Here is a 14,810-nt window from a genome sequence, read left to right on the forward strand (position 1 = left end):
GTATAGTTACCTGATGTTATTGAATTCAAAAAATTGCTATGAAAAATTTTGATAAACTCTACACACCAGGTAAAATGACACTTGGTATTGAGTTTCCGTTAGATAACGATTGGTCTTTAGAAGGCGATAAAAAACGAAAAGAAGACGGCAGACCATTTGGTGTGCCAGATATAAACAAGCATTTACAGTACGTTAAACAAATTGATAAGGCTGGTTTTGCTGCAGTTTGGATTAGAGAAGTACCCGTTTATGATCCTAATTTTGGTGATGGCGCACAGTTATTTGACACCTTAAGTTATTTAGGGTATTTATCTGCCTCAACTAAAAATGTGTTGTTAGGTACAGCTGCAATAGTTTCACCATTACATCAACCTATAAAACTTGCAAAAGCAACTGCTACCATTGAACATCTAAGCGACAGCCGACTTATTTTAGGTTTAGGTTTGGGTGATAGACCTGTTGAGTTTCCTATGTATGGCATCGATTATAAAGAGCGACCAAAATTGTTTAGAGATCATCTAAACATTATGCAAGAGGCTTGGAAAACCAACAGCGATTTATCGACCATATATCCTTTTTTAAATAAAGGTGTTGAGGTATATCCAAAACCAAAACATCAAATTCCGCTAGTCGTTGCAGGACATTCCGGACAAAGTCTCGAGTGGATTGCTAAAAATGCTAATGGTTGGTTTAATTATCCAAGAACACCAGAAGAAACCTATTTAAACCGAAAACGATGGTGCGAAACGTTATACGATACAGATCAGGCTTGCAAACCTTATATTTCGGCATTTCATTTAAACCTGTTAAAAGATGATAATGCAACGTTTAAACCACATCGTTTTGGTGGTGCAATTGGTATTAATCATTTAACCGAATTATTAAAAGCCTACGAAGAGGCAGGTGTAAACCACATGGCATTACATTTACGAAAATCTGATACACTTTTAGATGAGGCAATAGATAAAATTTCCGATATTGTTTTACCAAATTTCAATTCATAATGCAGTTACAGTCCGTTCATCATATTGCCATTATCTGTTCAAATTATGAAGCGTCAAAAGCTTTTTATACAGAAGTATTAGGTTTCTCTATTAAACATGAAGTCTATCGCGAAGACCGAGATTCTTACAAGTTAGATTTAGCATTAAACAATCAATATGTAATAGAGTTGTTTTCGTTTCCTAATCCGCCAAAACGCGTATCACAACCAGAAGCGGCAGGATTACGTCATATTGCTTTTGGTGTAAAAAACTTAGAGGAAAGTTTACAATACTTAGACTCAAAGAACATCACGCATGAAGGTATTAGAATAGATCCGTTTACCAACAAGAAGTTTACGTTCTTTAATGATCCTGACAACTTACCTATTGAATTATATGAACTGTAAAAAATCTAATAGTCACCTATTTTTTTTAACTAATCGTTTCTAATTTTTGGTTTACTTCATAAACAATTGATCAACTTCAGACCTCAACGCATCATTTGGTAACACTTTGTAAAATTCCTCAAGTAAGTCTAAAGACGTTGGTTTTTTTGGATATTTATTATTAGCCAAAAAGCTTCTTAGCGCTTGATTTACTTTGTCTTCACCAATTAATTCAGATAATTCTACCATTGCAATAGCGCCTTTTGAGTAAGCTATATGTGTTGCTCCATAAGGCACTTTGTATAAAGGCAGATCTCCATAAAGACCTTTTTCGTTATCATAAATTTGTTGATGAATTTGAACACGTTCCATCATACGCTCTTTTCCATACAGTTTTTTGTAAATCATCATTTCAGTATACATGGCTAAAGATTCTGTAAGCATAGACGCTCCTTCCCTTTCATCTGGATTTATTTGGCTATTTCCCCACCAAATATGAGCCAACTCATGACCTGCCAATTCATTGATAACATCTTTGCTTGGATCACTTTCGATATTAGCGTGAAAAATCATGTTTTCGGTCATAAAAATAGTGGCTGGATATGCTGTAGCTGCGAATCCGCTTGTAAAAGAAGACACCTCAACAAAGCTTATTTTTTCAAATGGGTACCCATTAAAATTATCGATGCAGTAATCTAAACTTAAAACCGCATTTTTCAGTAGTCGGTCTACATTTTCAAAATGCATATCATGATAAAGCACTTCAATCTCAATATTGCGATGGGTTATAGACTGTTTTTGGTACTTAGCAGATGCTACTGCAAATCGAAATGGAATACTATCGGCTTTATATTGTGTAAATGCTCTATCGTTTTCAAACCACGTTTTAACTACATCACCAATTCCCATAGGTGTTTGATTGTTTTCTGTGGACACTATCATATCTAAATTGATAAAGTCATTTTCAAAAACTTCTGGTGCTTCAAGCCTCTTTAAAGGTGTTGGATTTCCAAGTTCGTAGGCTTCTCGTTTTTGCTCATCTTCTATCTCATTATCTGATTGGTATCCTAATGATGGATAATAATTGCTAATCCTCATAAATGAGCCATTAGTAACGATAGCATTAAACGATTGATGTCCATTGACAGCATACCATTTGTATGATAAACTAAACTCTAGAGTCGCTGTATCACTTGGCAATAAAGGTTTATTAAGTTCAATCTCTGACACATGCTTATCGATTGAAATCTCTTCATTCTGTATTTGAAGTGTTGCGTCCTCTAATTTTAAATCAGAATGAAAATTGAATAGAATCTTATGTATAGGTTCATCTGATAGATTCTGAAGTCTATACTTGCCTTGAATCTCATAAGCATTTTCAGAAGGATACAAATCTATTTTTGTATCTACATCTGTAATTGTAGGCTGAGATATGTCTTGATAATGACGGTAATTCTTTTCATAATTAACAGCTTCAACAAGTTGGGCTTCTTCATTTTTTGGTGTATAACCTTTCATAAAATTGAAACTTGTAAAAACGCTCAATCCCAAGAAAATAACGACAATAAATGATTTGATTTTAGTCCATTGTTTTGATTTCATATACGAATTAAAAATCCACAGTAACCCTAAAAAACAAATTCCAAAAAGCAATCTATTTGAAAAAGCTGACAGGTAAGCACCATAGCCATTTAAGTCACTAAACACGCCATTAAATCCTGAAAAAACATGTAATAATGGATAAGGCAACAACATCTTTATTAATGGTGTTGTAAACACTACAACTGCTAAGATTGAAACACCTAAGGCTACATATTTGCTATTAATGATACTATTGATGAGTAGTAGTAATGTACCAAAAAGGAAAAGCGGAATAGTATTGAATATGATAACTCCCAAATAAGCCAACCAATCCATTTGGGTATATCCATAACCGACTTGAAACACTAGTGCTAGTACTATGAGCAATGTAGTTAAGAATACTAACAATACAGCCAATGACATTAAGTGGCCTTTCAGTTTGGCTTTTGAAAAAAATGCACTGTCTTCTATTAAGTAAAAATTGGCAGAACTACTACGCCAATACATGTCATTAATAAAATACACTAAAACGAATGCACCCAACAAGTGAAAACTTTGAGAAATAGAAGTCGCCAAAAGTCCAGAACTGGCATAATAATTTGGCAAACGTATGCCTTTATCTATATCTGAATACATTTCCATACCAACAAAGAATACCAATAACATGGAAACAGCAACTATAGTTACGCTTTTAAACAGGTAAATTAAATCAACCTTTGCAAAGGAAACAATTGAGCTTAACTCTGACTTAAAACCAAAATTAAGAGCAGGTGTTTTTACGTTTGTTAATCTTACAATTGCTGCTTTAAGGTTAAGTTTTTTGCGCTTCAATTCCTTTCTACTTGTCGCTTTATTGAACGCATAAAAGCGATAAGAAATCACCAAAAACAGCATTGACAATACCAGATAAACGATACGGTTAATGGTCAAAAAGCCTTTTAGTGGCACGATGAACTGATTTTTTTCAGAAACACTTAAGTCTCTAGCCTCAAAGAAATAGGCAGATGTCCCAAAAGGATCTAACAATGATGATAGTTGCTGTACTTCAATAGATTGCGGAATGCTTCCTGCCATAAATGGCGAATTAGAAAACACCAATAACACCATATAAAGCACATACAGAAGTAATCCTCCAATGACCACTAATAACTTCTTACGTGTGGTGTAAGCAATCATGAATAAGACACTACAAACGAAAAAGCAGTTTAAAACTCCGAAAATCAAAAAGGGATAGAGATACGACCAAAGACTAAATCCCAACTGCATTTCGCTTCCTGTTCGTATGTTTTGACCAATAACGAAACCTATAATTAAGATTGAAAAACTTAAGAAAGTTTTTATCGTAAATCCTGAAAACTTCCCTATTAAATAGGTTTTAAGGGAAACAGGATATGAAAATAACATGATATCAAATTTTGTATCCCATTCCTTAAACAGAATCTCTAAGGCAAATAAAATAGCCAAAAATATCATGGACAGACTCAACAAAGCCATCATAAATCCAATGGTGTATGGCGAATTAAGATAAATGCCTTCACCAGCAGTTAGGTTAAATTTATAGCCACAAAACCATCCTATAACCAGCAATATGACACTTGCTAATCCTAAAACATAACGATTTGCGCTATGCTTTAATTGAAATTGAAGTATAGCATTCATAATTAACTGTTTTGAGAAAGCACATTAAAGTAAACATGCTCTAATATTGGATCAACTGGTGAAAATCCTTCAGGTTGTGAAGTTGCAACTACTGTAATTTGAAGTTGACGTTCTATAAGTTGTTGACTGATAACGTTGAGATCTGATTGGTACATTTCCAACTCATCATTAGCAATACTTTTTGACCAGATTTTACCTTCTAATTCTGAGATTAATTCTTTAGGCTTTCCTGTTTTAAGAATTCGACCTCTATTCATGACAGTCATTTCAGAACACAAGTTTTTCACATCTTCAACCAAGTGAGTAGATAAAATCACGACAACCTCACTACTAATGTCACTTAGAAGCGTATTGAAACGATTACGTTCTTCTGGATCCAGTCCTGCTGTTGGCTCATCTACAATGATGATTTTTGGGTCACCAAGTAAAGCTTGAGCAACACCAAAACGCTGTTTCATACCACCAGAAAACGTGTGTACCTCTTTATCTCTAAAGTTCCAAAGGTTCACTTTTTCTAACAAATATTGAATCTGTTTTTGACGTTCTGCTTTGTTATTAATACCTTTTAAAATAGCTATATGATTTAATAAATCGTACGCATTCACTTTAGGGTAAACTCCAAAATCCTGTGGTAGAAAGCCTAGATTTTTTTTAATATAATCTGCATCTTCCACTACGTTTACATCATTAAACGTTATCGAACCTGAGGTTGGTTTTTGTAAGCCTACGATTGTTTTCATTAAAGACGATTTTCCAGCACCATTAGGGCCTAACAAACCAAACATCCCATTCCTTATTTCTAGAGAAATTCCATTAATGGCATTGTAGCCATTTTTATAAGTTAGATTTAGGTTGTCGACTTTTAAGGTATTCATAATGCTAATTCTTTTAAATTCTTGTAGGAAGATGTTGTTCCCTTTGTAATCATATAAAATGTTAATCCTACCTCACCAAGAGCAGCTGCAACTCCTACTATTAATGCGGTATAACCTTCATAACCTGGAACATTAAAATTTCCAAAAGTTTCAATAAGATAACCTGCTGAAGCACCTAACAACAAACCACCAAATACTTTTGGAAACACGTTGGATTTGTATATAAGCATAGCCAGTAATAAGCAATGAATACCAAAAAATCCACCAGCAATTAAATATCCGTAATGATGCGCTTCCATCAACAGACTGCTCATTTCCTGAGCTTGTGCTTCACTGAATGCGCCTGACATACCGCTTGTTTCAAGCACCTTCAAAGCCATGTAGTGATTCAATAAATTTAAACTTCCTATAGCTGGATGTGCGATAAGTCTAAAGGCTGAAGACACCATTGCTAAAGTTTTATTGAAAGGTTTAAATATCTTATACAGCATCATAGCTATTACTGCATCTAAAAGGAATGCTATTAAATCTGTAGTTAAACCTAATTGAAACAAACCTTTATTTTGAAGTATATTATTTGCTGTTTCTACAGCATTTTCTGGAACAATAAGAGTTCCTCTAACATACCCTTGACTAAAACCAGCACAAATTATAACCAACAAGTAAAGTAATCCTGTGAGTCTAATCTGATTTATACTCGCTAACGCTTTTACACTTTTCATAATTTCGACGTTTTGATTTATAAGCAAAATTCAGAAATAGGCACTTGTTTTTATTGACTGTTAGTGCCAAAGATTTGATAATTTGGGACACCGCACTTGTATACGTTTATGTCACGCAGTAATTAGTTCAACTCTTTCAATAATTTCTCTGATTCTTCTTTCATCAAATCTTTAGAAATCAAATCGTTTGCAATGTGTCTTGCTTTATCTTTCTCGCCTAACGACACATAGGTTTTGGCTAATAAATACTGTAGATTTTCATTAAAAAAGTGAGGTGAAGTCAATTCTACTAATGCAATACCTTTCTTCAATTCCTCATTATTTTCAGTCGAAGCTAAAATCTTGTAATAACCATACGCAGCCACCAATGGTAAATCGTAATTAGCATTGTTCTTAGCGAGTTCTTTTTCAGCCCAAGCTATAGTTTTGGTATTATCCAACACGTCCTGAATTAAATAGGCACTTCTTTCATCATTATAAAATTCCCTTTTTACAGGCGTAAGTCCTAAAGATTCCACAACAGCTTCTGCTGATTTTGTTGTTGAAAAAGGATTTTGACCAGTTACAAATTTTCCTGAAACAACTACTTTTGAAAGCATAAAATCGGTTTGTTTAAAAATAGCTCCTCTTGATTCTAATTTGGTTTCTAAACTAAATGGAAACTCCTTTACCCATTTTTTCCCAAAAAGTTCTTCTTCTACGTTACAAAAACTAGTTAATTCCACACCATTTATAATGTAATCTTTATCATCAACCACATTTACAAAAGCTGCTGGTCCGTGACACACAGATGAAATAACAGTATGTTCTCTTTTGTATAAACTCAATATAATTTCCTGAAGAGAAGGATCGAAAGGCAAATCAAACATGGCACCTTTACCTCCAACAATATAAATAGCATTGTAGTCATTGGCATTTATGTTTGCCGTAGCTATGGTGTTGTCTAATAAGCTTAAAGCCTGTTTGTCTTCCAATAGTGTTTTGTTGTATAACTTTTCACTGTTATACTTATCTGGCTCTGCTTTGCCGCCTTTTGGGCTAGCAACATCAATAGATAAATTATTGTTTTTAAAAATTAAATACGCTTGAGAGAATTCATCAAACTCATAACCTGGTCTTACAGATCCCATATCTTTTCCATAACTGCTTACCACCATCAAAACCTTTTTCTTGGTATTTTTTGTTTGAGAAAGTAGGATGATTGGTAAAAAAAGGACGATACATAAAATAGTTTTTTTCATTTTTTGATTGTTTTGATTGAATAAAGAACACGAATGAAAAGCAAATTTGTTACTTCAAACGTTTTTTGTTCAATGACAAATGTCAAACAATCTATGTTTTATGTATTGACTTTTTAAGTCAAAAAATTGATTATTGAGGACAGTATAATTGGCTACAGGTTTTTGCGATATTCATTAGGCGCTTGACCTGTCCACCTTTTAAACGCTCTATTAAAAGCGCTTTGTTCAGAAAAGCCTGTTAAGAAGGCTATTTCACCAACCGATTGCGATGAATTGGAAAGTAATTGAGTAGCGGTTTCGTGTTGATTTTTTTGAATAAGTTCTCTAAAAGACAGATTTCTATCTGCCAATCTTCGCTTTAAGGTTCTTGCACTCATGCCCAAATAGTCACCAACCTGTGAAATACTTGGTATACCACTAGACATAGACTCTTTTAGTAGCTTGTTGATTTTAGAAGTGAGCACATCTTCTTGTTCGCTTAATTTTGATATTTCCTGCTCCATACGTTCCAGCAGAAATTGATGAATAAATTTATCGGCTTTTATTGTAGATACCTCTAATGCTTTAGAGTTAAAAATCAACGTATTTTTAGTTGCATTAAAGTTTACAGGGCAGTCAAAATATTCAGAAAAATAATCACTACTAGAAAATGAATGCTTAAAATTAACTTCTATAGGCTTAATGTTTTTGCCTGTTACTTCATTTAAAATTCCAACCAGCATTACAAAAGAGGCTTCATTGGCTGTTTTTATACCTGTTCTGTAAACCTCTCTGTTTAAAACAAGTTTAGTTTTATCTTCACATACTTCCAGCTCCATACTGCCATCATCAGTAACCAGAACCATGTAACGTTTTACATTGTTTAACACGTCGATAGCTTTTAAGCATGTTTTCCAAGATAAACCTAACGTTCCATAATCTGTAGTATCTAGTTGCTTGCCTTGTCGTAATCCAAAACCTGCTTGTAGCTTATCTGCTGACAGCTCATACACTTCTAGCAACAGTTCCATTGGCACACGCTTATTCTCTACTTTATAATCTATATAGTGGTTAAGATGCACTTTAGCTAAACCTTCGGATAAGGCAAGTTGAATAGCTTTATTATATATTGTTGAAAAAACAACTGCCATATAAGATGCTTAGGTTTTTAATGACTTCAAACTACTTTATTTAAGGACAATGGTAGACCTTTTTAAGTGTTTAAATATCAATAATTGAAACCAAAAGATAAACAATTTATTATCAATAATTCTTTTAAGTGGTATTTTGGTTGAATTGCTATTTACGTAAATTACTTTTCAATGCAGGAATCATAATATTCACTTAAAACAATAAGACAAAAAAAAGACCCAAACAGTTTTCTGTTTGAGTCTAACTTAGTAGCGGGAACTGGACTCGAACCAGTGACCTTCGGGTTATGAGTTTGAAAAAACCTCGAATTTTGCCCCTTATTTTGGCTTTCCGCAATAAAATCGTGTACTGAATTGTGTACTCTGATTTATACTATATATAATTCAAAAATAATCATTTATCTGAACTAAAATTTGAATAATATTAATTAAAATTTAAAATAAAGAGAAGCATCGCCCGATTCTCTGACTTTATCTGATTAACTAAAGCCTTCGTGTCATACCCTTAAATATACTCGTTAAATGAATCAATATTTACAAACAATGTAAACGTGTATTGATTTTGCTTCTTATTCACTAGTTCACAAACTAGAAAAAGCTTACCCTATTTCAATTTTATATTCATCGGTAATATGAACAAATTTAGATCTAGCTATAAAAAGTATTGACTTACTTACTTCACTTTAGAAAAAATTTAGATTGTAATACTAAATTTATCCTTTTAAATTTACAACAATGAAGTTTTTAATTGCAGAAGACGAACACGATTTACAACAATCCATTGCAACCTATTTAGAGCGTGATGGTAACATCTGTGAAGTAGCTTCAGATTATATAGAAGCTTCTGAAAAAGTTTCAATTTATGAATACGATGTAATTGTGTTGGACATAAATCTGTTGACAGGTAGTGGTTTAGACGTTCTCAAGACTATAAAAAAAGAAAAGAAAAATGCAGGGGTCATTATTATTTCTGCAAATAACTCTTTAACCGATAAACTAGAAGGATTAGATTTGGGAGCAGATGATTATATTACAAAGCCATTTCATTTAGCTGAACTCAATTCCCGAATCAACGCAGTACTTCGTCGTGGTAAATATGGAGGTAGCGAGATAATGGAATTTAATGAAATTAAAATAGATACTAAATCTCGTGCTGCTTACATAAATGATAAAGCTATTTCTTTAACAAGGAAGGAATATGATTTATTAGTGTTTTTTATATCAAATAAAGGACGTGTGCTATCAAAAGAGATTATAGCGGAACATCTCTGGGGAGACGATAGCGATTTATTAGACAATTTTGATTTTATTTATGTGCATATAAATAACTTACGCAAAAAACTGACTGCCGAAGGAGCTAAATACATAAAAACAGCATATGGCAGCGGGTATAAATTTATAGACGAATAAAATATGTCAAATAAGGTTAGACTTATAAAAAAAACATCAAGAACATTTTTGTTAACTGGATTAGTTTTGGCTGTTTTAAGTACAATTGCACTTTTTTTTTACACAAAATACCAACTCGAAAATGAACTTGAAGAAGTATTGTATTCAACAGAAGCGAGGGTTGAAAATGCTTTAAAATCAGGTAAAACCGTTGGCTCATTACCCCCTATTTTAGAGGTTAACGAAGTTAAATCTTTAAAAGACAGAGTTTTAAAGGACACCGTTATTTACGACCCTTCTCAACAAGAAATGGAACTTTTTAGGGAGTATTCTAACTATAGAAAAATAAACGGAAAGAACTACCAAATAACCATAAGAGAAATGGTTGTTGAATCTGAAGACTTTCTTATTGCTATCGTTTTATCCAATGTTATCATATTTGGGTTAGCTTTTGTGTTTCTGTTTTATTTTAATACCTCAAGAAATCTTCAATTATGGCAACCATTTTTTAAAAATTTAGAGCAAATGAAACGTTTTTCGCTTTCTTCAAAAGCACCACTAGAACTTGTTGAAAGTGACGTATTAGAGTTTTCAGAATTAAAGAATGAAATTACTACACTTACCAATAAAGTACGTGCAGATTATGAAAACCTAAAGCAGTTTACTGAAGATGTATCTCACGAAATGCAAACACCATTAGCAATTATTCAAGCAAAATTAGACAACATTATCAATTCACAAGAAATAAATGAAGTACAGTTTATACAGATTACGTCTATTCAAAAAGATATTCAAAAACTAAAGCAACTAAATAAACGTATTACAATACTTACTAAAATAGATAATAATCAATTTGTAACCGTAGAAAATGTTAATCTAACTGAAATTATAAATAATAAAGTAGAGAGTTTTAAAGAGCTAAAAATGTCAAAGATGCTCCATGCATCAAATGATATGCTTAATATTACCATGGATCCATATCTTGCAGAGATATTGATTAATAATCTTATATCAAATGCCATAAAACACAATAATTCTGAAGAGGTTATAACTATTGTTAGTGATAAGTCCTCATTTGTTATTTCTAATTTTGGTGAAAAAGCTTTAGAGCATCCAAGTAAATTATTTCATCGGTTTTACAGAGAGTCAAATGAAACGAAATCTACAGGTTTAGGTTTGGCAATTGTTAAGAAAATATGTGATTTATATCAATTTAAGGTGTCATATAAATTTGAAAAAATGCACCATTTTTTTTCAGTGAATTTTTCAACAAAATAGTTTATAAATTCTACTTCATCATTTATAGATGCTCATATCTTCATCGTAGATTGGGCTTTCTATGGCTAAAAAGTCTAATACACTATGAAAAATGTTTTGTTGTGAATGGTCTTGATTTTCTTTAATTATTTCAGAACCCTCAGATGTCCAAACAATAAATGGAATTTCCAATTGCTCTTTTGGAGCTAAACTAGAAGGGATTCCGTGCATATACAGTCCTTTTTCCCCTAAAGATTCACCGTGGTCAGATATGTATATCATAGAAGTTTTGTATGCGGTTAATTCCTTTAAATTTTCAATAAGGTTTGCAACCAAGTAATCAGTATACAAAATTGTATTATCGTAGGCGTTTATCAATTCTTGTTGGGTGCAATCGGCCAACTCAACACTTTTACAAACAGGCGTAAATTGTTCAAATTGCTTTGGGTACTTTTTATAATATGTTGGACCGTGACTAGTGCTAGTATGTAGTACAATAAGAATTTTATTTTTTTTACTTGCCAGTATTTCTTCTTTAAGTCCTTTAAGAAGTATACCATCATAATCACAATCAGTTCCCTTACAATTTTCTCGTAACATTTCCTTATTTTGAAAATTTTCAATAATTACTTTAGGCTCACCCCAATTGGTAGTTTTCCATATAACATCCACACCATTTCTGTATAAGTAATTGGGTAGTATTTCATAGAGTTTTCCTGTGTCTTGGTGCTCTAAAATGCACTGTAAACCAGCTGTAGTGTATGTAGCACAAGATTCAGCATCAAAATATTTTAGATCTTCTATTTGCGATAGTAATGGGTTGGTGTTCTTTTCGTAACCATATAATGAAAAATTACCACTTCTGGCAGACTCACCAATAACCAAAACCGCGACGGATTTTTGATTATTTGCAATAGTTGCCTCAGGGAGAAGAATCTGTTTTTTATTCTTTTTATTTATATGATTATAATACCTACTGGTATTTACAACATAAGACCAAGGCATTACCAAGCCACCTAATGTTTTTGAATTTTTATCTATCCACAACCAATTTGAAGAATTTACAAAAACCAAAATCCCAAGAAATAATAAGGTCAAGCCAGCACTTATTAAAAAACGCTTTAGCTGTGGTCTTATAATTTCAAATTTAAAGAGAAAAAAACTAGGTAATAATCCTAAAAACAGGATATATAAAAGTAGACCAAATGATATAAAACTGCTAGATTCTTCATAATTGGTATTAAAAACATTACCAATCATACTTCTATCTATGATGATGCCATAAGTGTTTATAAAATAAACTGCAATAGCACTAATATTGAAAAATATAGCAATTAGCCACTTTCCAACAGTTCGCAGTAAATAAAGACCTATATAAAAAACAAAGGCATTTAAAACTATGGCAGCAATAATAAGGCTTAAAAGTAACAGGACACCACTTACACTTTTTGTATTGCTGGAAGCTAGAACAAACTTGAAAAATGGATATTGATAAAACACAAGGTTAACCAGACTAACCAGTATTGCGTAATATTTAAGCTTTAGCTGTTTTAACATATTTATATATTATTACAAAAAACGTTACAATTAATGCTGATAAAGAAAGGTAAAAAATCACCATATTATGCTTTATTAATTTTAGACTAATCAAGTACCCCCAAATTGAAAAAATTAGCATAATAATTGGATAGAATTTTCTTTTTTTCAGCCAGTTTAACCAATTTAGTTTTGTAGTGATTTTTATACCAAAAATTGCCATAATATAACCAAGTATGCATCCCACAACGACATCTAAAGGATAATGTGCACCAACTGCTACTCTTGAAAAACCGATAATAAGACCGATAGTAATAAGAAGTGTAGTCCAAATTATCCTACTTGACATTTTCTTTGGCATAAAAGCATACAACAATATCGAAATTACCATAAATGCTGTCATCGCGTGTCCTGAAGGTAATGAGGTATGCAATATATTTGGTCTACCCATAATTGTGAAAGTTTCCATATTTATCATAGCTGCTGGTCTAGGTACAGCAAAAATAAGTTTAAGTACGGCAGAGGTAATCAATGTAAAGAGAGATGATATAATTATAGCTTCCCAGAGTTTAGGTTTGATAAAAAGAAATATAAAAACAAAAGGGAAGAGCACTAACGCATCGCCCAAATAAGAGATGTTATGGGCAAAGTTTGGATATACAGATAAAATGCTATTCAGCTTTAAAAATACATCTTTTTGAGATTCTACATAGATGTTAACAAACGAACCTTGCATAGCATACACAAAAAAGCAAAAAATCATTGTGAATAAAATAATTGGAACAAACAACTGATTTAATCTCACTTGTTGAAAATTATCTTTGATACTCACTTTAAAATTGTGTTCACTAGGTATATCATCTAGTAGTATTGGCGTTTCTATCATTATAATTGGTGTTTATTCTATTATAGATATGAAATGAAACCAATTGCTAACACTGCAGCTTGAAGGTTACACATAGCAACATTACAATTCAATTCTAAAGGAATTTTTAAGAAGGTATTTTGTGCTTTAATATTTCTTTAGAATTGAAGATTACTTTTCGCTAAAAATTTTAATAAGTCTTATAAGATTAGGAAGTGCTTTGTGAAGACTTTTTAGAAAATAAAATTGTATTTTGATAGATATCCACTTTATAGTCAATCCAATTGCTGGTCAAGGAAGAAACAATTTTTCAGAAAGTTTTCTTCAAGATTATTTTGAAGCAGATAAGTACAACATAACTATTAAGTCATCAATTTATAAAGGGCACGCTTTGGTTTTGTCCAAAGAGTCTATTTTTCAAAAAGCAACTATTATAGTAGCTTGTGGTGGAGACGGAACGATAAATGAAGTAGCTTCGACATTGGTTGGTACATCTATTCAATTAGGTGTTATTCCTATAGGTTCAGGTAATGGTTTAGCATCAACATTGAATATTCCTAGAAATATTCACAAAGCTCTTCTTTTAATTAAAAAAAATAATAAAATTAGAATTGATGTTGGTCAAATTAATCAACGTTACTTCTTTAGTAATACAGGTTTTAGCTTTTCTGCATCTGTCATTAAAAACTATGAAGAACAAAACAAAAGAACCTTGTCAAGTTATGTGACGGCAACATTAAAATCATTGTTTTATTATTCTAAAAAAAACAAATTAAATATTCGTATTAATGATAAAACAGATGTTACGGACCCATTTTTAGTTTTTGTTTCAAATTCTAATACTTTGGGTTATGATATGAGCCTTACACCTAAAGCCTCTTTGCAAGATGGCCTTTTAGATATTGTTATAGTTCCAAAAATAAGTGTGTTAAAAATGTTATATTTTGGTTTATGCCTACTTTTAAAAAAACCAAATTTACTTAAAGAAGCGATTTGTTATCAATCAGATTCACTTACTCTCTATAGAACTCAAGGAGCTTTTTATCTATCTCAAATAGATGGGGAATCTTCACAAATTAATGAAGAGACACTTTTAATATCAATTCAAAGAAAGGCTTTGAACGTATTAGTTTAAAGTCTTTATTATTCAAAACAGGCTTTAAAATTGCTTAAGATTTCAATAATA

At 32.1% G+C, this 14,810-nt stretch carries 12 protein-coding genes; 5 read left to right on the top strand and 7 right to left on the bottom strand.

All coding sequences use genetic code 11. The features are described 5' to 3' along the window. Positions 1-38: 38 nt before the first annotated feature. On the top strand, positions 39-1,004 hold the full coding sequence (locus P7122_RS01755; RefSeq protein ID WP_278004062.1) for a TIGR03571 family LLM class oxidoreductase: 966 nt from the start codon (positions 39-41) through the stop codon (positions 1,002-1,004). Further along, positions 1,004-1,390 carry an SMU1112c/YaeR family gloxylase I-like metalloprotein gene (gene gloA2, locus P7122_RS01760; protein WP_437130082.1) on the top strand — a complete coding sequence of 129 codons (387 nt, stop codon included), beginning with the start codon at positions 1,004-1,006 and terminating at the stop codon, positions 1,388-1,390. Before P7122_RS01755 ends, gloA2 begins: the two co-directional genes overlap by 1 nt. 51 nt (positions 1,391-1,441) lie before the next feature. Here gloA2 and P7122_RS01765 read toward each other — a convergent pair whose 3' ends face one another. The 5 genes from P7122_RS01765 to P7122_RS01785 form a co-directional block, all read right to left on the bottom strand. Next, positions 1,442-4,609 carry an ABC transporter permease/M1 family aminopeptidase gene (locus tag P7122_RS01765; protein WP_278004063.1) on the bottom strand — a complete coding sequence of 1,056 codons (3,168 nt, stop codon included), beginning with the start codon at positions 4,607-4,609 and terminating at the stop codon, positions 1,442-1,444. A 2-nt stretch (positions 4,610-4,611) separates the two neighbouring features. After that, positions 4,612-5,484: an ABC transporter ATP-binding protein gene (locus tag P7122_RS01770; RefSeq protein WP_278004064.1), complete on the bottom strand. Its 873-nt coding sequence runs from the start codon at positions 5,482-5,484 to the stop codon at positions 4,612-4,614. Then, positions 5,481-6,206, bottom strand: a complete 726-nt coding sequence (locus P7122_RS01775) for a DUF4386 domain-containing protein (protein WP_278004065.1) — start codon at positions 6,204-6,206, stop codon at positions 5,481-5,483. Before P7122_RS01775 ends, P7122_RS01770 begins: the two co-directional genes overlap by 4 nt. A gap of 122 nt (positions 6,207-6,328) precedes the next feature. Continuing rightward, positions 6,329-7,447 carry a type 1 glutamine amidotransferase domain-containing protein gene (locus P7122_RS01780; RefSeq protein WP_278004066.1) on the bottom strand — a complete coding sequence of 373 codons (1,119 nt, stop codon included), beginning with the start codon at positions 7,445-7,447 and terminating at the stop codon, positions 6,329-6,331. 152 nt (positions 7,448-7,599) lie between these two features. Then, positions 7,600-8,577 carry an AraC family transcriptional regulator gene (locus P7122_RS01785; RefSeq protein WP_278004067.1) on the bottom strand — a complete coding sequence of 326 codons (978 nt, stop codon included), beginning with the start codon at positions 8,575-8,577 and terminating at the stop codon, positions 7,600-7,602. A gap of 735 nt (positions 8,578-9,312) precedes the next feature. Between P7122_RS01785 and P7122_RS01790 the strand changes: the two genes are divergently transcribed. Next, positions 9,313-9,987 (top strand): response regulator transcription factor, encoded by a 675-nt coding sequence (locus tag P7122_RS01790; protein ID WP_278004068.1) that lies wholly within the window; start codon positions 9,313-9,315, stop codon positions 9,985-9,987. A gap of 3 nt (positions 9,988-9,990) precedes the next feature. Beyond that, complete coding sequence (locus P7122_RS01795) at positions 9,991-11,244, top strand: sensor histidine kinase (protein WP_278004069.1); 1,254 nt, start codon at positions 9,991-9,993, stop codon at positions 11,242-11,244. An 18-nt stretch (positions 11,245-11,262) separates the two neighbouring features. Here P7122_RS01795 and eptA read toward each other — a convergent pair whose 3' ends face one another. Both eptA and P7122_RS01805 read right to left on the bottom strand, forming a co-directional pair. Then, positions 11,263-12,780, bottom strand: a complete 1,518-nt coding sequence (gene eptA, locus P7122_RS01800) for a phosphoethanolamine--lipid A transferase EptA (protein WP_278004070.1) — start codon at positions 12,778-12,780, stop codon at positions 11,263-11,265. Then, the gene (locus P7122_RS01805; RefSeq protein ID WP_278004071.1) at positions 12,758-13,645 is read right to left on the bottom strand and encodes a phosphatase PAP2 family protein; all 888 of its coding nucleotides are present in this window, start codon (positions 13,643-13,645) and stop codon (positions 12,758-12,760) included. Before P7122_RS01805 ends, eptA begins: the two co-directional genes overlap by 23 nt. Before the next feature lie 232 nt (positions 13,646-13,877). On the opposite strand from P7122_RS01805, the gene P7122_RS01810 reads away from it, so the two are divergent. After that, positions 13,878-14,759, top strand: coding sequence for a diacylglycerol/lipid kinase family protein (locus P7122_RS01810; RefSeq protein WP_278004072.1), 882 nt, complete (start codon positions 13,878-13,880; stop codon positions 14,757-14,759). The last annotated feature ends 51 nt before the right edge of the window (positions 14,760-14,810 follow it).

The organism is Winogradskyella marincola (assembly GCF_029624125.1).
In the GTDB taxonomy this organism is placed as follows: Bacteria; Bacteroidota; Bacteroidia; order Flavobacteriales; family Flavobacteriaceae; genus Winogradskyella; species Winogradskyella marincola.